At 68.0% G+C, this 19,489-nt stretch carries 18 protein-coding genes; 5 read left to right on the top strand and 13 right to left on the bottom strand.

Annotation, left to right across the window (positions count from 1 at the left end; genetic code table 11):
* Positions 1-273: 273 nt before the first annotated feature.
* The 10 genes from rpsT to ACFFDA_RS26285 all read right to left on the bottom strand — a co-directional run bounded on the left by rpsT (position 274) and on the right by ACFFDA_RS26285 (position 10,845).
* A complete protein-coding gene (gene rpsT / locus ACFFDA_RS26330) occupies positions 274-534 on the bottom strand; it encodes a 30S ribosomal protein S20 (RefSeq protein WP_404480215.1) in 261 nt (86 codons plus the stop codon).
* Positions 535-712: 178 nt separating this feature from the next.
* On the bottom strand, positions 713-1,525 hold the full coding sequence (gene mutM, locus ACFFDA_RS26325) for a bifunctional DNA-formamidopyrimidine glycosylase/DNA-(apurinic or apyrimidinic site) lyase (RefSeq protein ID WP_404480214.1): 813 nt from the start codon (positions 1,523-1,525) through the stop codon (positions 713-715).
* A gap of 73 nt (positions 1,526-1,598) precedes the next feature.
* Complete coding sequence (ribA, locus tag ACFFDA_RS26320; RefSeq protein WP_404482883.1) at positions 1,599-2,681, bottom strand: GTP cyclohydrolase II; 1,083 nt, start codon at positions 2,679-2,681, stop codon at positions 1,599-1,601.
* Positions 2,678-3,466, bottom strand: a complete 789-nt coding sequence (gene xth / locus ACFFDA_RS26315) for an exodeoxyribonuclease III (RefSeq protein ID WP_404480213.1) — start codon at positions 3,464-3,466, stop codon at positions 2,678-2,680. The genes ribA and xth overlap by 4 nt, the downstream gene beginning before the upstream one ends.
* A gap of 384 nt (positions 3,467-3,850) precedes the next feature.
* Positions 3,851-4,507 carry an outer membrane lipoprotein carrier protein LolA gene (locus tag ACFFDA_RS26310; protein ID WP_404480212.1) on the bottom strand — a complete coding sequence of 219 codons (657 nt, stop codon included), beginning with the start codon at positions 4,505-4,507 and terminating at the stop codon, positions 3,851-3,853.
* A 42-nt stretch (positions 4,508-4,549) separates the two neighbouring features.
* A complete protein-coding gene (gene rpmG / locus ACFFDA_RS26305; protein ID WP_007688317.1) occupies positions 4,550-4,717 on the bottom strand; it encodes a 50S ribosomal protein L33 in 168 nt (55 codons plus the stop codon).
* Positions 4,718-4,871: 154 nt separating this feature from the next.
* Complete coding sequence (gene ppk2 / locus ACFFDA_RS26300) at positions 4,872-5,666, bottom strand: polyphosphate kinase 2 (protein WP_404480211.1); 795 nt, start codon at positions 5,664-5,666, stop codon at positions 4,872-4,874.
* Between the two features lie 3 nt (positions 5,667-5,669).
* Entirely contained in the window at positions 5,670-6,482 is an 813-nt protein-coding gene (locus tag ACFFDA_RS26295) for an undecaprenyl-diphosphate phosphatase (protein WP_404480210.1), read from the bottom strand.
* A 207-nt stretch (positions 6,483-6,689) separates the two neighbouring features.
* A complete protein-coding gene (locus tag ACFFDA_RS26290; RefSeq protein ID WP_404480209.1) occupies positions 6,690-8,846 on the bottom strand; it encodes a M13 family metallopeptidase in 2,157 nt (718 codons plus the stop codon).
* A gap of 169 nt (positions 8,847-9,015) precedes the next feature.
* A complete protein-coding gene (locus tag ACFFDA_RS26285) occupies positions 9,016-10,845 on the bottom strand; it encodes an ABC transporter transmembrane domain-containing protein (RefSeq protein ID WP_404480208.1) in 1,830 nt (609 codons plus the stop codon).
* Positions 10,846-11,059: 214 nt separating this feature from the next.
* Here ACFFDA_RS26285 and ACFFDA_RS26280 point away from each other — a divergent pair, with 214 nt between their 5' ends.
* From ACFFDA_RS26280 to ACFFDA_RS26260, 5 genes are all read left to right on the top strand, one after another.
* A complete protein-coding gene (locus ACFFDA_RS26280; protein WP_404480207.1) occupies positions 11,060-12,304 on the top strand; it encodes a polyhydroxyalkanoate depolymerase in 1,245 nt (414 codons plus the stop codon).
* 142 nt (positions 12,305-12,446) lie between these two features.
* Positions 12,447-13,166 (top strand): murein L,D-transpeptidase catalytic domain-containing protein, encoded by a 720-nt coding sequence (locus ACFFDA_RS26275; RefSeq protein WP_404480206.1) that lies wholly within the window; start codon positions 12,447-12,449, stop codon positions 13,164-13,166.
* An 82-nt stretch (positions 13,167-13,248) separates the two neighbouring features.
* On the top strand, positions 13,249-13,863 hold the full coding sequence (locus ACFFDA_RS26270; protein WP_404480205.1) for a TetR/AcrR family transcriptional regulator: 615 nt from the start codon (positions 13,249-13,251) through the stop codon (positions 13,861-13,863).
* A complete protein-coding gene (locus ACFFDA_RS26265; protein ID WP_404480204.1) occupies positions 13,863-14,876 on the top strand; it encodes an XdhC family protein in 1,014 nt (337 codons plus the stop codon). Before ACFFDA_RS26270 ends, ACFFDA_RS26265 begins: the two co-directional genes overlap by 1 nt.
* Positions 14,873-15,475, top strand: coding sequence for an NTP transferase domain-containing protein (locus ACFFDA_RS26260; RefSeq protein WP_404480203.1), 603 nt, complete (start codon positions 14,873-14,875; stop codon positions 15,473-15,475). Before ACFFDA_RS26265 ends, ACFFDA_RS26260 begins: the two co-directional genes overlap by 4 nt.
* 11 nt (positions 15,476-15,486) lie before the next feature.
* On the opposite strand, the gene ACFFDA_RS26255 is transcribed toward ACFFDA_RS26260, so the two are convergent.
* From ACFFDA_RS26255 to ACFFDA_RS26245, 3 genes are all read right to left on the bottom strand, one after another.
* Entirely contained in the window at positions 15,487-16,266 is a 780-nt protein-coding gene (locus ACFFDA_RS26255; protein ID WP_404480202.1) for a TetR/AcrR family transcriptional regulator, read from the bottom strand.
* A gap of 199 nt (positions 16,267-16,465) precedes the next feature.
* Positions 16,466-17,662, bottom strand: a complete 1,197-nt coding sequence (locus ACFFDA_RS26250; protein WP_404482882.1) for an FAD-dependent monooxygenase — start codon at positions 17,660-17,662, stop codon at positions 16,466-16,468.
* 128 nt (positions 17,663-17,790) lie between these two features.
* Positions 17,791-19,488, bottom strand: coding sequence for an alkaline phosphatase family protein (locus ACFFDA_RS26245; RefSeq protein ID WP_404480201.1), 1,698 nt, complete (start codon positions 19,486-19,488; stop codon positions 17,791-17,793).
* Between the last annotated feature and the right edge of the window lies 1 nt (position 19,489).

The raw sequence follows: 19,489 nt of genomic DNA, 5'->3' as shown, positions 1-19,489 counted from the left end.
GGCAATACGGCTCTCCCCAAATATAAAAAATATAGGCTGTTGACTCATACGGACCCACGCAATTCCGTAGCCAAACTGTAATATGCTTATTTTTCAGAATGTTCCGCGTCGCAGCGCGCCGAATCGCAGCATTTCCGTGCGTTTACCCCAAGCCATGCTGCGCTGCCGCAAAAACGAGAACGGAGCCGGGATCTGAGATCCCGGCTCCGTTCTCGTTTCGTCCTGAGACAAGTGCCTCGCAACTCGCTCCGCAGAGCGAATCGCAACGGCGACTCAGAGCGCGGCGACGCGCTTGGTCAGGCGCGACAGCTTGCGCGCCGCGGTGTTCTTGTGGAGCACGCCGCGGGCAACGCCGCGAGCCAGCTCGGGCTGGGCAGCCTTGAGCGCTTCGGCGGCAGTCGCCTTGTCGCCACCGTCGAGAGCGGCTTCCACCTTCTTGACGAAAGTACGGATGCGGCTGACGCGCGTGGTATTGATCTCGGCGCGGCGATCGTTGCGACGGATGCGCTTGCGGGCTTGCGGCGTATTGGCCATCGAATTTCCTCTGTCTGGCCGGCCAACTGGTGACTGGGCGGCCCATGCCTAACGAATCTGCTGTGGCGAGCGGACTCGCCGGAAAGCGCGGCCCTTACCGGCGAAGGGGCTTCCCGTCAACCCGAGAGAACCTCGGCAACGCCCCTATCTCCGGCGAGCGAGCCCCACGGGACCGGCACTACTTCTGGCAGCGCCGACACCAGAACGTGCTCCTGCCCCCCTGCACGAAGCGCAGGACGGGCTCGCCGCAGGTGCAAGGTTCGCCTTCGCGCCCATAGACCTGCCAGGACGCGGCGAAGTAGCCCAGCTCGCCATTGGGTTGCGCGTAGTCGCGGATGGTCGACCCGCCGGCGGCGATCGATTCGCCCAGGACCTCGCGGATCGTGGGCACCAGCCGGCCCAACGCCGGCAGGGTGACACGGCCCGCCGCCTTGTCGGGACGGATGCCGGCGCGGAACAGCGCCTCGCAGACGTAGATGTTGCCCAGCCCCGCAACGATCGTCTGGTCGAGCAGCATCTGCTTGATCGGCGCGATTCGCCCCGCGAAGGCCGCGCGCAGGTGCCTGGCCGTAAGGCCCTCGCCCAGCGGCTCGGGGCCCAGGCTGGCGAACGGCCCCCACGACTCGAGCGTGGCGGTGGGCGCCAGGTCGACCGAGCCGAAGCGGCGCGCGTCGTTGAGCGCCAGGACATGGCCGCTGCCGGTTTCCAGCACGAGATGGTCGTGCTTGTCGGACGTCTCGGGCTCGATTCGCCAGCGACCCGACATGCCCAGGTGAAAGACCATGGTCTGGTCGCGATCGGTATGGATCAGCCCGTACTTGGCGCGGCGACCCATCCCCGTCACTTTCGCGCCGGTGAGCACCTGGACGAGATCGGGCGGGAACGGTCGGCGCAAGTCGGCACGGTTGAGCGAGACGCGCGCGATCCGCTCGCCCTCGAGGAAACGGGCAAGGCCGCGAACGGTGGTTTCGACTTCCGGGAGTTCTGGCATCGTAGGCGTGAGATAGGGTGCGCCGAGGCGTGAGGCAACGTCGTCCCGGATCAGGTCCGGGACCACGCAGGCGTCACAGCAGATGTCCGGTCCGGTCCCGCTTGGTATCGAGATAGCGCGCGTTGTGGGGATTGGGCGGCAACTGGTGCGGCACCCGTTCGATCACCTCGACGCCCACGCCCTGCAAGGCCGAGACCTTGGCGGGGTTGTTGGTCATCAGCCGGATCGCCCGCACGCCCAGCAAATCGAGCATCCGCGCCGCCACCGGGAAGTCGCGCGCCTCGGTCGGCAGGCCGAGGCGATTGTTGGCATCGACCGTGTCGTAGCCCAGGTCCTGCAGCCGATAGGCGCGCAGCTTGTTGACGAGACCGATGCCGCGTCCCTCCTGCCGCAGGTACAGCAGCACCCCCCAGCCCCCGGTCTGTGCCTCGTTCGCCATGGCTCGCAAGGCGGCGTCGAGCTGCGGCCCGCAGTCGCACTTGAGGCTGCCCAGGATATCGCCGGTCAGGCACTCGGAATGGAGCCGCACCAGCGGCGGCCGGTCGCCGTCCTGAGTGCCGATGACGAGCGCGACATGCTCGCGCAAGTCGTCCAGGGCGCGGAAGGCGACGATCTCGGCATTCTCGGCCGCCGCCACCGGCAGGTGCGCGCGGCTGGCGATCGCCAGACGGCGCGTATCCTTCCACTCGGCGAGATCGGCGGGGGAGACGGCCTGCACCTCACCCTGGGTCGCGCCATGTACCTCGGGCTCCACGAGGAAGGCGGGCAGGATGCCGGCGAGCCGCGCCAGCTCCATCGCCGTGCGGGCCGCCTCGAGGTCGTCGATGTGCTGGGCCGCGAACGGGCCCTTCATCGGGTGGGCGAGGTCGAGCGCGGGATCGGCGACGGCGCGGGCGGTTTCGAGGTCGAAGGGCTCGGCCGCGCGAATCAGGACCGGGGCCTCGGGCACCGCCGCCTCGCGCTGGTTGGCGAGCTTGAGCGTCACCGCCCGGGCCGCCGAGATCAGCATGCGCGGAGCAGTGACCCCGGCCGCGAAGCCGGTCTCCGCCGGCAACAGCACGTCACCGCCTGCCACCTGCACGAGCCAGCCGTGGCGCAGCGCATCGAGCGCCAGCGCCACCCGCCGCGCGCCTGCCGAAGGAAGCGGCTCGCTCAGAGATCGAACTCCGTGACGAGCGGGATGTGGTCGCTGGGCTGGTCCCAGCGGCGCGTTTCCTCGACGAAGTGGTGGCCGCGCGCCTGCGGGGCGAGATCGGGCGAGGCCCACATGTGATCGAGCCGGCGGCCCTGGTCCTTCTGGCGCCAGTAGCTGCGGTAGGACCACCAGGAATAGTTGCGCTCGGGCGCCGGGATGAACCGGCGCCCCATGTCCTCCCAGCCATGCGCGTCCTGGAAGCGCTTGAGCGTCTCCACTTCCAGCGGCGTGTGGCTGACGACCTTCAGGAGCGCCTTGTGGTCGTAGACGTCCGATTCGAGTGGGGCGATGTTGAAGTCGCCCACGATCAGGGTCGGGCGATCGATCGCGTCGGCCCAGCGGGTCATGCGTTCGAGGAAGTCGAGCTTCTGGCCGAACTTGGGATTGACCTCGCGGTCGGCGACATCACCGCCGGCGGGGATGTAGACGTTCTCCAGGATCAGGCCCTGCCCCGGCCCCAGCAGCTCGACGCCGATGTGACGGGCCTCGCCGTTGTCCTGCCAGTCGTGCTTCGAGAAGTCACGGAACGGGACTTTCGAGACGGTGGCGACGCCGTGGTAGCCCTTCTGGCCGTGGATGGCGCGGTGGGTGTAGCCGAGGCGTTCGAACATCTCGTGGGGGAACAGCGGCTCGGCGACCTTGATCTCCTGCAGGCACAGCACGTCGGGCGCCTGCTCGGTCAGGAAGCGCTCGACCTGGTCGATGCGCAGGCGGACGGAATTGATGTTCCAGGTGGCGATCTTCATGGCGCTGGCTTTAGGCATGGGATCGGCGAAATGCCAGAGGGCCTTCGACAGGTCCCGGGTGGGCGCAAATGGGTGCCGGCCAGGTTGCACAAACCGAAGGTGCCCCTGCCCGTCGCCGCGCGGCAGGGAGGATTGGCGATGCACCACACAACAGAAAACCCTCGAGCCGGGGGCAGAGGCTCGAGGGTTCCTGTAAGCGTTCGTCACGCTAGATGTATCAGAGCGATCACTCAGGAGGCGCGGGCAACAGGGGGGAAACCCGCCTCAAAACCGCTCTGACAAGACCTATGTAGGATGGATCGCCTTGCTGCCAAGTGAACGAAGTTCAGAAAACTGTCGCAGCTTGTCGCGAGCGACGCACAACCCGCGACAGAGCGTTCCGTCCTATCGACGAGTCTTGGGCCGAGGGTCGTTCCAGCGGAAATCGTTGTCGGTCACCGGCACGCCGTATCGCTGATTCGACAGGGCGATGGTGGTGCGCTTGTTCTGCGAATCGAGCGAGACCCAGTAGGTCAGCTCGAGGCCACCCGGCGCGGAAGCCTTGCGCTGGAAGATGAGGGTTATGATGCCGTATTCGGGATGCGAGCGATCCCGCACTTCGATGCTGGTGACGTTGGGATTGCCGGTCTGGAGGACCTTGCCGAACCTGGCGACATCCCGTTTAGGATCGAGCAGCGCGCCGAGCGGGCTGTTGCTGATCGGCCAGCGCTGCACCTGGCGCACGTCGTAGTCGATCAGGGTGAGCGCCCTGCCGTCGCCGACGATGAGCATGTTGGCGCTCTTCTCGTACTGGAAACGGATCTTGCCGGGACGCTTGAGCGTCAGGACGCCGCGAACGGTCTGGCCGGACCGGTCGGTCTGGACGAAGTCCGCCTTGAGGGTGTCGATGCCGCGCAGGGCTTCGACAGCCTGGTCGAGCTGCTTGCCGTCCTCGGGCGAGGCGGCGAGCGCGGGTGGCGCCGGAAGAAGGGCTGGAATGGAAAGCGCGGCCAAAGCGGCCGCGCCAACGCAGGATCGAAAAGGTCTGTTGGTACGGTTCATGGCTTCCCCATTGGGTTCACAGCCTTGAACCGACCGTGAACCTTACTTGATCTTGGCTTCCTTGAACTCGACGTGCTTGCGCACGACGGGATCGTACTTGCTGAAGCTCATCTTCTCGGTGGTGTTGCGCGGGTTCTTCTTGGTGACGTAGAAAAATCCGGTGTCGGCAGTCGAGACCAGACGGATCTTGACGGTTGCGGGCTTCGCCATGGCGGTTCCTGTACTCTCTAAGTTTCAGCCGCCCTGGCAGGCCGGCGTTTCGACAATACCACGAAGGCGACACCGAAGAGCCGCCCCGTAAGGTTGCGCCCCTTGCTGGATCGAACCTGCAAAGTCAAGCGCGTGCAGTCGATTCGGCGCTGATTCAGGAGAGCGGAAACGCCTTGATCGGCTCGATCACGCCGAATTTCTCGCGCCGCGGCTTGGTCCCGAGCGGTGGCAGGTCGAGTTCGGGCGCATCGCAATGGGTATCGGGCATCCGGTCGAGGAAGTCGCGAATCAGGGTGAGGCGGCCGCGCCTCTGGTCGTTGAAGTCGACCAGGGTCCAGGGCGCATGGGCGGTGTGGGTCGCCTCCAGCATCGCCTCGCGGGCCAGGGTATAGTCGTCGTACTTCTCGCGCGCGGCGATATCGACGGGCGAGAGCTTCCAGCGCTTGAGCGGGTCGTCGGCGCGTTCGGCGATGCGTTCTTCCTGGCGTTCCTGGTCGCAGGCGAGCCAGTACTTGAACAGGAGCACGCCGTCGTCGATCAGCGCCTTCTCGAACAGCGGGGCATGGTGGAGGAAGGCCTCCACTTGCGCCTGGCTGGCGTAACCCATCACCCGCTCGACCCCGGCCCGGTTGTACCACGAGCGGTCGAACAGCACGATCTCGCCCTTGGCCGGCAGGTGCGGCGTATAGCGCTGGAAGTACCACTGGCCCTGCTCGCGCTCGGTCGGCGCGGCGAGCGCGACGGTGTGGCACTGTCGCGGATTGAGCTGGCCCGAAAGCGCCTTGATCGCACCGCCCTTGCCGGCGGTATCGCGCCCTTCGAACAGGACGACGATACGGGCGCCGGTCTTCTGCGCCCAGCGCGCCATGCCGACGAGTTCCTCCTCCATCGGCTCCAGCAGCTTCTCGTAGTCCTTGCGGCCGAGCTGTTCGATCTTGCCGCTACCCATGGATCAGACCCTCGAAAGCAGGAACAGCGCCAGCGCCCCGGCGACGATACGATACCAGGCGAACGGCGCGAAGCCGGATTTGCTCACGAAGGCCATGAACGCCTTGATGACCACCAGCGCCACCACGAAGGAGACGAAGAAGCCGACCGCGATCTCGTTCCAGCCCACCGGCCCGAGGCCGCCGGACAGTTCGTGGCCGTGCTTTATCAGTTCGAGCGTGGTCGCGCCGACCATCGTGGGAACCGCGAGGAAGAAGCTGAACTCGGCCGCCGTGCGCCGCTCGATACCCATCGCCAGCGCGCCCATGATCGTCGCGCCGGACCGGCTGACGCCCGGCACCATGGCCAGGCACTGTGCGAGACCGACGCCGATGCACTGCCTGGCCGGCAGTTCGGCAACGCCGGTGAGCGGGCCGGGCCTGGCGATCTTCTCGATCCCCAGGATCGCGATGCCGCCGACGATCAGCGCCCAGGCGACCACCGAGGGTTCGCCCAGCAGCCCTTCGATCCAGTCGTTGAGCAGCAGCCCGAGAATCGCGGAAGGGACGAACGCCAGCAGCACGTTGCGCACGAAGCGGATCGAGGTGGGGTTGAGCTTGAGCAAGCCCATGCCGACCGCCCAGAACGTGCGCCAGAACTGCACGATCACGGCCAGGATCGCGCCGAGCTGGATGACGATGTTGAACGTCGCCCATTGGCTCGAATCGTAGCCGAACAGCTTGGTGGCAAGGATGAGATGGCCGGTCGAGGAGACCGGCAGGAACTCGGTGAGGCCCTCGACAATGCCGAGGAGGATCGCAGTGAAGGTCAGGTCCATGGCGCCGAGGTCATGCCGGACGGGACGGCCAAGTCAAGCCGGTGGATGCTGCGATGCGGTAATTTGCAGGTGGACGGTCCTCCCCGTTCCGAAACCATGAGGAGGTGGCAGTCGCGACGCGGCTGGCGGAGGGGTCTTCTTCACCCCTCCGCCACCGACTGCGTCGGCGCTCCTTCCCCATCCGCGCCCGACAGGGAGGATTGGCCGTCACCAGATCCGCACGCGGTCCTTGGGAGCAAGGTACAGCTTCTCGCCCGGCTTCACCCCGAACGCCTTGTACCATTCGTCGAAGTTCCGCACGATGCCGTTGATCCGGTACTGCGGCGGCGAGTGCGGGTCGGTGACGAGGAACTGGCGCGCCTGCGCCTCGCGCACTTGCGAGCGCCAGACTTGCGCCCAGCCCATGAAGAAGCGCTGGTCGCCGGTGAAGCCGTCGATCACCGGGGCCGGCTTGCCGTTGAGCGAGAGCTTGTAGGCACGGTAGGCGAGGCTGAGGCCGCCGAGGTCGCCGATGTTCTCGCCCATGGTCAGGCGCCCGTTGACGCAGGTCTTCCCGTCGTCGAACGGGCACAGCGCGTCGTACTGCGCGGCGAGCTTGTCCTGGAGCTTCTCGAAGGCGGCCTTGTCGGCCGGGGTCCACCAGTCGCGCAAGTTGCCGGTGCCGTCGGACTTGGCGCCCTGGTCGTCGAAGCCGTGGCCCATCTCGTGGCCGATCACCGCGCCGATGCCGCCGTAGTTGACCGCAGGGTCGGCCGAGAGGTTGAAGAACGGCGGCTGCAGGATCGCCGCCGGGAAGACGATCTCGTTGAAGGTCGAGTTGTAGTAGGCGTTGACCGTCTCGGGCAGCATGCCCCATTCGGCCCGGTCGACGTTCTGGCCGATGCGGTTCATGTCGAAGTTCGTCTGCCAGGCGCCGGCCGCGACGGCGTTGCCGAGCGGAGCCGTCGCCGAGAACGCCAGGCCGTCATAGGTCTTGAACGTCGCCGGGGCGCCGATCTTCGGGGTGAAGGCGTCCAGCTTGGCCTTGGCCTCGACGCGGGTCGCCGGGCTCATCCAGGCGAGGTCCTTGAGGTTGACGCCCATCGCCTTGCGCAAGTTGGCGACGAGGTCGGTCATCGCCGCCTTCTGCGCCGCCGGGAAATACTTCGCCGCGTAGATCTTGCCGACGAGTTCGCCCGCCATCCCCTCGACCGCCGCGATGCCACGCTTCCAGCGGGCGCGCTGCTCGGGCTGGCCCGACAGGGTCTTGCCGTAGAACGCGAAGCGCGCGTCGTCGATATCGGACGGCAGCACCGAGGCGTTGTCGCTGAGGAAATGCGCGGTCAGGTAGGCTTGCCAGGTCGCGACCGGTACCGTTTCCACCAGCTTGACCACTGCCGGGACCCCGCCGCCGAACTGCGCCTGCGCCTTGGCAGGGTCTATGCGGGCAGCCTTCAGTTCCTCGGCCGTGGGCGGAATCTCGGCCGCGAGCACGTAGGTCGCCTTCTGGGCGCCGAGGCTGTCCAGGAAGCCCTTGACCACCCCGGGCGAGCCCATCGCCTCGAACTCGGCGACCGGCAGCTTGTTGTAGGTAAGGTCGGGGTTGCGGGCGGCCGCGCGGTCCCAGTCGGCCTGGGCGATGCTGGTTTCCAGAGCCAGGACGGCCTTGGCCGCGCCCTGCGCGTCGGGATAGCCGGCCTTGCCGAGCAGGAACGCGAGATAGGTCTCGTACTGCGCGCGCAGGGCGACCGAACGCTCGTCGGTCTTCAGGTAATAGTCGCGGTCAGGCAGGCCGAGGCCCGCGACGCCGATGTTGAGCGCGTAGATGTCGCTCTGCTTGTCGTCCGCGCCGACGTAGGTGCCCAGCGGCGAGGCATATCCGGGCTGGCCGAACAGGCGGGCGAGATCGACAGGGCTCTTCGCCGCCTTGATCGCGTCGAGGTAGGGCCTGGCGGGAGCGAGACCGGCCGCGTTGATCGCGCCCGTGTCCATGAAGGCCATGTACGCCGCCGCAATACGCGCGGCATCCGACCCCGGTGCGGGGTTGGAGGCGACCAGTTCGTCGAGAATCGCGTGGACGCGCTGTTCGGACAAGTCGTTCAGTTCGATGAACGAGCCCCAGCGGGTGCGGTCGGGCGGCAGCACGGCGGTCTTGTTCCACACGCCGTTGACGTAGGCGTCGAAATCGTCGCCTGGCTTGACCGACTTGTCGATCCACTGGGTCTGGATACCGAACTTGCCCCAGTCGGCCGATGGGGCAAGCGACGGCTTGGCCGATGCGGTGGCGGGAGCGGCATCCTGCGCGAACGCGGGCGCGGCGAAATTCAGGGCGAAAACGGAAGCGACGGCGCTCGTGGCGAGCACCTTGCGGGAGAAGCGCGACATGTCCTGACCTTTTCGTGAGGGGGGAGACAGGAAAGTTATGACAGGGCCAGAACGGCCTCGATGCCGCGCAACATAATTGCACCGCCGCGCAATGCCAGTCGAAAATTCCGACGGTCGGGGGCGGATCGTCGGTGGACGGATCCGGCCGGATCGGTGATCGGGCGGGGCCTTAGCCCAGCGGGGCCATATCGAACTGTAGCGAGGCGAGGCGCGCGTAGAGGCCGCCGGCCTGACTCAGGCTCTCGTGCGTGCCCTGCTCGACGATGCGGCCGCCATCCATGACGATGATCCGGTCCGCCTGGCGCACGGTGGCGAGGCGGTGGGCGATCACCAGCGTCGTGCGGTGCGCCATGAGGCGCTCCAGCGCATCCTGCACCAGGCGCTCGCTCTCGGCATCGAGAGCGCTGGTGGCCTCGTCCAGAAGCAGGATCGGGGCGTCGCGCAGCAGGGCGCGGGCGATCGCGATGCGCTGACGCTGCCCGCCGGACAGGCGCCCGCCGTCCTCGCCCAGGAACGTGTCGAGGCCTTGCGGCAGCGCCCGCAGGAAGCTTTCCGCATTGGCGGCGCGCGCCGCATCCCAGATCGCGGCGTCGTCCGCCTGCCAGTTGCCGTAGCGCAAGTTGTCGCGCGCGGAGGCGGCGAACAGGACGCCTTCCTGCGGCACCAGGGCGATGCGGGCGCGGATCTGCGCGGGATCGGCCGAGGCCAGCGGCACGCCGTCGATCTTGATGGCACCGCCCTGCGGATCGTAGAACCGCTCGGCCAACTGGAACAGCGTCGACTTGCCAGCACCCGAGGGCCCGACGATCGCCACCGTCTCGCCCGGCTCGATGCTGAGATCGAAGTCGTGCAGTGCCGGCAGGTCGGGTCGGGAGGGATAGCGGAAGGTCACGCGCTCGAAAGCGAGCTTGCCACGCGGCGGCTCGGGCAGGAACAGCGGGCGCGCGGGAGGCGCGATGGTCGGCCGCTCGCCCAGCAGTTCGGCAAGGCGGCTGGCTGCGCCGGCTCCGCGCACGAGATCGCCGTAGACCTCGGTGAGCGAGCCGAAGGCGCCCGCCACGATGCCGGCGGTGACGACGAAGGCGGCGATGGTGCCCCCCGTGATCGAACCTTCGGCGACGCCGATCGCACCGCGCCACATGATGACGGTGATCGACCCGAAGATCAGGAACATGATGACCGCGGTCATGATCGCGCGGATGGTGATGCGCTTCTTGCCGGTCTCGAAGGTACGTTCTACGGCGGCGGCGAAGCGCTCGTGCTCGCGGCCTTCCTGGTTGAACGCCTGCACGACCTTGAGGGCGCCGAGCACTTCGGCGGTCAGCGCGCCGATGTCGGCGACGCGGTCCTGGCTGGACCGCGAGACGACGCGCAGGCGGCGGCCGAACATCGCGATCGGCACGATGACCACCGGAATGGCGATGACCAGACCCGCCGTCAGCCCGGGCTCCAGCGCGAAGAGGTAGATCACGCCGCCCACCGCCATGATCGCGTTGCGCAATGCCACCGAGACGGTGGTGCCGACGATCTGCTCGATGATCGCGGTGTCGGCGGTCAACCGCGAGGAGATTTCCTTGGGGCTGTTGTCTTCGAAGAAACTGGGTGCGAGGGTCAGCATATGACGCTGGACGCGCAGGCGGATGTCGCCGATCACGCGCTCGCCCAGCCACGAGACGGAATAGAAGCGGATCGCGGTGGCCACGGCCAGGATCACGACCACGGCCAGCAGCATCACGAACCACCAGCGGATCGCGTGGGGATCGGCCCCTTGGGCGAAGCCCTGGTCGATGATCTGGCGAAAACCGTAGGGGATCGCGAGCGTCGAGGCGGCGGTCGTGACCAGCGCCAGGCCCGCAGTAACCATTCGTCCCGGATATTTGAGCATCTCGCGCCAGACCATGCGCAAAGGGCCGAGGCTACGGCTGCGCCCCGCCGGCTCGCTGCCCGGAGCGGAAGAGGTGCCTTCCGGCGCTGTCGAATTGCCCTGCATCGCATCCATCCCGGCGCCCTTACAGCCTCGCGCGGCGGAGGAAAAGGCCTCCTTCCGACCCACCACGCCATCCGCCCGATAGGCGTGATTCGCGACGAGCCGGTATATTCTTGGGAAACTGGCATGGCACAATTCGCCATTGCCGCGTTGCAACGGTAACGCTTCGTTCCCAATCAGGGAGTAACCTTTCGGATTGAGGTCGTACGCGGCCAGGAGACTCGACTTGCTTTACAATGCCTACGAACTGCAGCGCACCATGCTCAGCGGCGCCGCCGCCTGGGCGTCGGTCGGCGCGGAGATGCTGACGAATCCAGCCCTTCCCATGGGTTACTTCGGGTTGGGCCCGGTGATGGCCTCCGCTCTCGACGTGTTCGCGCACGCCGCCTCCCCGCGCGGCAAGCCCGCTTTCGACATCGAGACGGTGACCGTCGACGGCACCACGCACAACGTCACCGAATCGATCGTGCTCCATCGCCCCTTCGGCAACCTCCTGCGCTTCGACCATCCGGGCCTGCCCGCAAACGCGCCCAAGCTGCTGATCGTGGCACCGATGAGCGGGCACTACGCCACGCTCCTGCGCGGGACCGTGGCGCGCATGATCGAGCGCTGCGAGGTCTACATCACCGACTGGGCCGACGCCAAGCTCGTCCCCGCCAGCGCCGGCCGCTTCGACCTCGACGACTACATCGACTACGTGATCGGCTTCCTCGAGCATATCGGCCAGGGCACGCACGTCCTGGCGGTCTGCCAGCCATCGGTCCCCGCTTATGCCGCTACGGCGGTAATGGCTGCGAAGAACAACCCCTGCCGCCCTGCGACGCTGACCATGATGGGCGGCCCGATCGATACGCGCGAGGCGCCCACCAGCGTCAACGACGTGGCCATGCAGCAACCGCTTTCCTGGTTCGAAAACAACGTCGTCGCCACCGTGCCGCTGACCTATCCCGGCGCTGGCCGGAGGGTCTATCCCGGATTCCTGCAACTGGCGGGCTTCATGGCGATGAACCTGGGCAGCCACATGATGAGCCACTACGGCATGTTCAAGCACATGGTCGCAGGCGACGGCGAGAGCGCGGGCGCGACCAAGGCGTTCTACGACGAATATCGGGCCGTCTGCGACATGACCGCAGACTTCTACCTCCAGACGGTCGAGCACGTGTTCCAGAAGCACTCGCTGCCCAAGGGCGAATTCGTCCACCGCGGGGAGGTCATCGACCTGACCGCGATCCGCGACACCGCGTTGCTGGCGATCGAAGGCGAGCGCGACGACATCTCGGGCATCGGCCAGACCCGCGCCGCACTGCACCTTGCCAGCCACCTGCCGGACAGCCGCAAGAAGTACTACCTCGCCAAGGAAGTGGGCCATTACGGCATCTTCAATGGCAGCAAGTGGCGCACGCGAATCGCCCCGGTGCTGGAGGACTGGATCGCCCAGCACGGCCGCAAGCCGCTGAAGGTCGTGGCCTGAGGCACCCTGCCTCGGTCCGGGCCAGCCCGGCCGGTGGCCGCGAAAGCAACGGCGCGCGCTTGCGTCCAACCGCCCGCCGGGCGCGCCGGCCACGTCGACGAGACGGTGGATCGCGGCTAACAATTGTGTTATAAGTGCAACTATGAATCGGTCGCATTCTCGGCGCAAAGTAATCAAGGGCGGTCTCGTCGCGGGACTCGGCCTTGTCCTGCCGTCGCGGGTCTTCGCGGCGGAGGAACTGTCCTCCGACGTGCTAGCGCCCGGCGAAGGTGCCTCCGCCACGCTGGCGAGCACGTTCCCGAGCGGGATCTCCACCACGCCGGCCCTGGCCAGCGGCCTCACGTCCTACGAACGGCGCGTGATGGATCTCGCCGCACGCCAGTCGCAGCGCGTGCGCGGCCAGCTCTGGCGCGCCGACGTGGTGGGCATGGTCGACTTCGCGCAGCCCTCGTGGAAGCCGCGCCTGCACTTCGCCAATCTGGAAAACGGCACGGTGCGCTCCTTCCTCGTCGCCCACGGCCGCGGCTCGGACCCGGCACACAGCGGCTGGTTGCAGAGCTTCTCCAACGTCGTCGGTTCGGAAGCCACCTCGCGCGGGGCCTATCTCACGGCCGAGTGGTACAAGGGCAAGTATGGCACCTCGATCCGCCTGGTCGGCCTCGATCAGGACAATTCGATGGCCCTCCCGCGCGCGATCGTCATGCATCCGGCCTGGTACGTGGACACCATGATGATCGAGAAGTGGGGCAAGCTCGGCCGCAGCGAAGGCTGTTTCGCCATGAGCAATTCCGACTTCAACGAGGCGCTCTGGCATCTCTCGGGCGGTCGCCTGCTTTTCGCGGACCGTATCGGCGAAGGGTGATCCCCTAAGGGATGATCGCGCGGGACGGCCCATCCCGCCGGCCGGTTAGACACGCGCCCGTCCCAATGATACGGGATGGATCATGGAAACCAGCCTGAACGGCCTCAAACGCGAAGCACCCACCGATGCCCGCCAGGTACGCTCGCGCAATGCGCTGACCGCGGCCCTGCTTGCGCTGCTGGAGGAAAAGCCCTTCGACCAGCTCACCATCCGCGAGATCACGGCTCGCGCCGGCACCGGCTATGCCACGTTCTTCCGCCACTATCCTACCAAGGAAGCGCTGCTCGCCGACGTCGCCTCGGGCGAGATCGCGGACCTGCTCTCGCGCACGATCCCGATTCTCTACGAGACCAACAGCTACGAATCGACTCGCGCCTTGTGCGGCTACGTGGCCGATCACGCGATGCTGTGGTCGGCTCTCCTGGCCGGCGGCGCGGCCGGCATCGTGCGCGAGGAATTCATCCGCCAGGCGCGCGGCCTCGCCGACGTCGCGGTGTCGCGCAACGCCTGGCTGCCCTCGGATCTGGGCGTCGTCCACGGCACCGGCTCGACGATCGACATCCTCGCCTGGTGGCTTTCGCAAGGCGAGAACCCGGTCTCGGCCCATTCGCCGGAAGACGTCGCGACGATCCTGCACCGGCTGGTGATCGCTCCGCTGGTGGGCGACACCGTGGAGCGCCGCGCGGTGCAGGCCTGATGGCGACTCTCACCGACCACACCCTGACCGGCGCCATCGAAGGCGCCGAATGGCCCGAGTTCGGCTGGGTCGACGACGTGCGCCCCGCGCTCGCTCAGGCGGTGGCGGCAGGCCGGCCGGCAGCGCTGGCGACGCTCTACAAGGTCGCGGGCAGCGCCCCGCGCGGGCCGGGCGCGCAGATGCTGTTCGTCGCCGGGACCGACGGCGGGGTCGCCGCGACGGGGTACTTCTCGGGCGACTGCATCGAGGGCGATGTCGCCAGCCACGCTGCGCAAGTGCTTGCCGACGGTGCCCCGCGCCGCCTGCACTACGGCATGGGTAGCCCGTGGATAGACTTGCGCCTGCGCTGCGGCGGGGCGTTGCACGTACTTCTCGAACGCATCCTGCCGGATGCGAGCGCCGTGCGCGACCTGCTGCGCCATGCCGCCGAGCGGCGATCGTGCACCTGGGCCAGCGACGGCGAAACCCAGGAGGTCACCGAAGCTGCCGGCGCCCTGCTCGACCTTGACGACGAGCCCTTCCGCCTTGCCCGCCGCTACGACCCGCCGCGCCGGCTGATCGTCTCCGGCGGCGATCCCGGCGCACTCGCCGCGGCGCGACTGGGGGCGATGGCACAGTTCGAGACGATCCTGCTGCGCCCCGGCGGCCCGCATGCACCGCCGCCCTTCGCCGTTTCGCAGTACTTGCGCGAGGAGCCTGCCGAGGCCCTCGCCCGGCTCAAGGTCGACCGCTGGACCGCATACCTGGGCGCGACGCACGAGGATCACCACGACCTCGGCGGCTGCCTGGCCGCGCTGCGCGGGCACGCCGGCTACGTCGGCATGATCGGCGCGAAGTCGCGCGCGCCCGAACGCCTCGCAGCGCTGGAAGCGGCCGGGGCGACGCCCGGGGAACTGGCCCGCCTGCGTCTCTCGCCGGGCGTTCCCGGGCTGGGCAAGTCGCCGTGGGAAGTGGCGACCGGCATCCTCGCCGAGATCATGCAGGCGTTGAACCCGGCGCGGGAACGCGCTTGAGCGATCTCGTCGCCGTAGTGCTGGCCGGCGGGCGCGCCACGCGGTTCGGCAGCGACAAGCTCTCGGCCATGCTCGGCGATGCGCCCCTGCTGTTCCACGCGATCCGCGCCGCCCGCGCCGCGCCGGTCGCAAAAGTGATCGTCGTCGCCCGGCCCGGCCTCGCGATCGGTGAATGGGCAGGTGCGCCGCCGGTCGAGGTGGTCCGGCTCGACAGCACCGCGCTTTCCGAAACGCTCAAGGCCGGAATCGCCGCCGCGGGGAGTGCCGAGGGCGCCTTCGTGTTCCTGGGCGACATGCCGCGCATTCCCCACGCAGTCGCCGGGCGGCTCGCCAGGGCAATCGGCCCGGCCTATGCCGCGATGCCCCGCCATGCGGGACGCCCCGGCCATCCCGTCCTCCTCTCCGCCCGCGCCTTCCCCGAGATCGCGACGCTCACCGGCGACGAGGGCGCCGGACGACTGCTCCGCCGCCGCGCGGACATCGTCCTGGAAGATTGCGACGATCCCGCCATCCACTTCGACGTGGACAGCCCCGAAGACCTCGCCAGCGCCCGGAATCTGGCCCGAGATGCGCCGTCATCCGCAAGCGGGCCAGGTTGACGCCGTTCGATTCAGTCCTTCACCAGTTGCCCTGCCTGTTCCACCCGTCGGCGTGCCAGAGCAAGACCCTCCTCGGCCTCGCGCAGGAGGCGGCCGAGTTCGCCGGCATCCCCCTGCCTGGCGCCGACCGGCGCCGGCGGTGCCTCGTCCCGCACCCCGCGCAGGAACAGGCCTACCGAGTAGCGAGTGTGCCGGTCGATCGCGGCCGGGTCGACGTGCATGCCCCAGGCCGCATTGCTCGCCGGACCGGCGACGACGATGTTGAGAAATGCTTTTGCGGCGTCGTCGGCTGCGGGAAAAGCCTGGGCCGGGCCACCGAGATTGCGGTGGAACAGGTCGGCGAGGTAGGCCAGCGTGGGGTCGGTGCCGAGACGGACGTTTTCCATTGCGATCTCGGGCATCGCCACTGCTTCCGCATTGGTGAGGCGCAGCAGTTGCAGGCCTTCCACGCCCAGCACGTTGTCGAGGAGGATCGCACCGATGCGCAGGAGGCTCGCCTCGAAATCGTCGCACTCCTGGGCCCGGAGGTGGTCGATCGGGACCAGCCAGCCATCGATCGCGCGCGTGAGCGCCGCCTTGAACAGCGTCTCCTTGTCGCCGTAGCGCGCGTAGACGGTGCGCTTGGCCATGCCCGCCGCCGCGCAGATGGCATCGATGCTGGTGCCCGCAAAACCCTTCTCGAGGAACAGCCCGAACGCCGTGTCGAGCAGTTCCTCGTTGCTTCGAGACGGCCGCCCCGGCCTGCGCCGGATGGCATCGCCCGGGCCTTCGGTCGAGTCGCTGTCAGGCACGGAGATCGCTCATGTCGCCTCGCTCGCTTGCGGGCAGCACCCTAACCCCGCGCCTGACCGCCTGCAACGGGGGTTTGAAACGCTCGCCGGCACATACCATGCGCGCCATTCCAGCGCTCGGGCGAGTAGGAACCCGAACGAGGGAAACGACATGGTGCAAGCGCGCCCGCAGTCCCGGCTTAAGCCCGGGGCGGAGCCTTCACGCCTGCAGCAGCTGCGGCAGCTTGCCCGACATGCCGCGCGCCTCGTCCATGAAGAAGCGCTTGAGGGCGGGCAGGCGCTGCACCGCGCCCATGCCGAGACGTCGCGCGGCGCTGGGCAGGCGACCGGGAACGCCGAAAAGGCGGGTGAGCCCGTCGGTCACCGACATGACCATGAACGTATCGAGGCTGCGCCACTTCTCGTAGCGTGCCAGCAATTGCGCATCGCCCGGCTCCAGCCCCAGGCGCATACCCTCGGTGAGCACTTCGACCAGGGCGCCGACGTCGCGCAGGCCCAGGTTCAGGCCTTGCCCGGCGATCGGGTGCATACCGTGCGCGGCATCGCCGATCACCGCGAGGCGCTCGCCGACCACTTTGCCGGCGTGATGGAAGCGCAAGGGATAGCTCATGCGCGGGGCGGCAAGGGAGATCGTCCCCAGCACGCCGTGCATGCGGGCCGAAACCTCGCCCACGAACATCGCATCGGGCATCGCCATGACCCCGGCAGCGTCCTTCTCGGCAACGGTCCAGACCAGCGCGCTGCGGTGGCGTCCCTGCTCGTCGTCGAGCAGCGGCAGCAGCGCGAAGGGACCCGCCGGATAGAAAATTTCCCAGGCGGTGTTCTCGTGCGACTTCTCGTGGAACAGCGCGGCGACCGTGGCGCGGTGCTTGTAGTCCCACTTGGCGAGCGCGAAGCGGGCCTCGTCGCGGGTCGGCGACTGGCGCCCCTCTGCCGCGACCAGCAGCGAGGCGGCGAGCACGCGGCCGTCCGCAAGCTCAACCTCGACGCCGTGGGGCCCGCGATCACGGCGGACCGCCTCGGTCTTCACATGCCAGGCGATGGCCGGTTCCTCGCGCGCGGCGTCGAACAGGGCGATCCGCAAGTCGCGATTGGCGAACATGCGGCCCAGCGAGCCTTCCTCGGGCTTGGGTGTGAAGTCGATTCGGCCAGGCTTCATACCGTCGGTCACCGCGATCGAATCGATCGGGCATCCCAGCTTGTCCAGTCGCGCGGCGAGACCGATGTTGCTGAACAGGTTCCAGCTCGCGGTCGAGATCGCGGAGGCGCGCGCATCGGCCCCCTCGGCCACGAGATCGGCCGGGTCGGCCCGGTCGATGACGTGGCTGGTGATCCCGGCCCGGGCGGCGGCCAGCGCCAGCGTCATGCCGACAAGGCCGCCGCCCAGGATAATCAGGTCGCGGCTTTCGCCCCTCGAAGAAGGACTGGCGCCCCTCGAAGAAGGACTGGCGCCCCTCGAAGAAGGACTGGCGCCCCTCGAAGAAAGACTGGCGGCCGCCGGGTTCGCATCGATAGTGTGCTCGCTCATCGCGCGCAGCTATCGGACTCCCCGGCGAATATGTCCAGACACCTGCCGTCCCAGGTGCCGGCCGGTTCGGTGAGACCCACCAGCGCTGCCAGGGTCGGCGCGATGTCCACGGTCTCGACCGGCTGGGCCTGCTCCATGCGGACGAGGCCCTTGCGCCAGAACAGCATCGGCACGCGGCGATCGTAATCCCACGGGCTGCCGTGGGTGGCGGTGTAGCCCGGCACCGCCTTGGTGCCCGGCACGACCGCGCGCTTCGTCATCATCAGCACTTCGCCCGAGCGCTCGGGATCGAACGAGGCGGCGACGCGCTCGAGTTCGGTCCAGTCCTGCGGGTGGCCGCTGGGAACCTTGACCGCCTTCAGTTCCTGCGCGGTGTAGACGCCGGAAATCTGCGGGTTTGCCTTCAGCTCGGCGATCAGTTCGGCGACCACCTTCTTGTGCTGGCGGGGCGTCAGGCCGGCGTTCAGCCAGATGTCGCCAGAACCGCCCGCTCCGTAAAGCAGCGGCCCATCCTTCGGCACCACGCCGGTCGCCTTGGAGACCGAATCCGAAAGGCCCTTGTCGGTCAGCGAGGCGTCGAGCCGCGCGGCTTCGGGCACGCCCTGGAGCTTCATGCGCTCGGGCGCGTCGGCACCGCCGTGGTCGGCGCTGAGGACGACGGCATAGTCGATGCCGCGCGCGTCGAGCGCATCGAGAAGGGTGCCGATCGTCTGGTCGAGCACGTTCATCTGGATGCACATCTCGACGCCCTCGTTGCCATAGGCGTGGCCGACCTTGTCGGTCGCCGAGTAGCTGACCGAGAGCACGTCGGGTACGTCATCCTTGCCCAGCGGCATCTCGTCGAGCAGGCGCACCGCCATGTCGGTGGTGGCCTGGTCCATGCGCGGGCTATTGGAGAAGCCCTTGAAATCGCCGGCCTTGAGCGGGAAGCGATACGTCCCGATGGTGAAGCCGCCGACATCGGTGGCACGGTCGACCGGGCCGCACCAGCCCGGAACCGGCAGTTCGGCGCCGCCCATGCCGACGCCGGCGGCAAGCGCCTGGTTCTCGGCCAGCGCCGCGGGAGAGAGCTTGCGATCCTCGAAACTGGTGAAACCCTTGCCCTTGAACCAATAGGCCGCGTCCGCCGTGTGGCCGCTCATCATGACGACGGCCCGGTCCTTGGCGGAGACGGCGACGTTGAGCGTGGCCGGGTTCTTCTTCTTGAGCAGGTCGCCCAGCGTCGGCGCCTTGAGGTGTGCCGGGCTGATGACCGAATCCTCGGACGTGCTCTTCGGATTGGTCTCGTCCTCGGAGCAGTAGACCTGCTTGTCCGCGCGGCCGATGCCCGGAACGACCCAGTTGTTGGCGATGATTCCCGTGCGGTTGGGGTGCACGCCGGTCAGCAGCGTGGAATGGCCGGGGCACGTCTCGGTCGCGGCGTGCGACTGGAAGCCCGAGGGGAACACCGCACCCTGCAACAGGCGGGCGAGGCCCTTGGTGTAGCGCTCGCGGTATTGCTGGAACAAGTCGGCGGAATACTGGTCGACCGAGATCGCGACGATCAGCTTGGGCGGGCCCTGCGGCGCCGGAGCGGCGGCGGGCGCTGCGGGAGCGGCCGCAGCAGCATCCTGGGCGAAGGCCGGAGCGCTCCCTGCAAGCGCGATGGCGACGGCGAGCGAGGAGAAGGCCAGCGAGAGTTTGGGGGGGCGCATC

Source organism: Novosphingobium sp. BL-52-GroH (genome assembly GCF_044813085.1).
GTDB lineage: Bacteria > Pseudomonadota > Alphaproteobacteria > Sphingomonadales > Sphingomonadaceae > Novosphingobium.
Note: the sequence above shows the minus strand (reverse complement) of the source record. Positions and strands in the feature narration are given on the sequence as shown.

Bases quoted from the DNA above. Each gene is read 5' to 3' on its own strand.
- rpsT (WP_404480215.1), bottom strand. From the start codon at position 534: ATGGCCAATACGCCGCAAGCCCGCAAGCGCATCCGTCGCAACGATCGC.
- mutM (WP_404480214.1), bottom strand. From the start codon at position 1,525: ATGCCAGAACTCCCGGAAGTCGAAACCACCGTTCGCGGCCTTGCCCGT.
- xth (WP_404480213.1), bottom strand. From the start codon at position 3,466: ATGAAGATCGCCACCTGGAACATCAATTCCGTCCGCCTGCGCATCGAC.
- ACFFDA_RS26310 (WP_404480212.1), bottom strand. From the start codon at position 4,507: ATGAACCGTACCAACAGACCTTTTCGATCCTGCGTTGGCGCGGCCGCT.
- rpmG (WP_007688317.1), bottom strand. From the start codon at position 4,717: ATGGCGAAGCCCGCAACCGTCAAGATCCGTCTGGTCTCGACTGCCGAC.
- ppk2 (WP_404480211.1), bottom strand. From the start codon at position 5,666: ATGGGTAGCGGCAAGATCGAACAGCTCGGCCGCAAGGACTACGAGAAG.
- ACFFDA_RS26295 (WP_404480210.1), bottom strand. From the start codon at position 6,482: ATGGACCTGACCTTCACTGCGATCCTCCTCGGCATTGTCGAGGGCCTC.
- ACFFDA_RS26290 (WP_404480209.1), bottom strand. From the start codon at position 8,846: ATGTCGCGCTTCTCCCGCAAGGTGCTCGCCACGAGCGCCGTCGCTTCC.
- ACFFDA_RS26285 (WP_404480208.1), bottom strand. From the start codon at position 10,845: ATGGATGCGATGCAGGGCAATTCGACAGCGCCGGAAGGCACCTCTTCC.
- ACFFDA_RS26275 (WP_404480206.1), top strand. From the start codon at position 12,447: ATGAATCGGTCGCATTCTCGGCGCAAAGTAATCAAGGGCGGTCTCGTC.
- ACFFDA_RS26270 (WP_404480205.1), top strand. From the start codon at position 13,249: ATGGAAACCAGCCTGAACGGCCTCAAACGCGAAGCACCCACCGATGCC.
- ACFFDA_RS26265 (WP_404480204.1), top strand. From the start codon at position 13,863: ATGGCGACTCTCACCGACCACACCCTGACCGGCGCCATCGAAGGCGCC.
- ACFFDA_RS26245 (WP_404480201.1), bottom strand. From the start codon at position 19,488: ATGCGCCCCCCCAAACTCTCGCTGGCCTTCTCCTCGCTCGCCGTCGCC.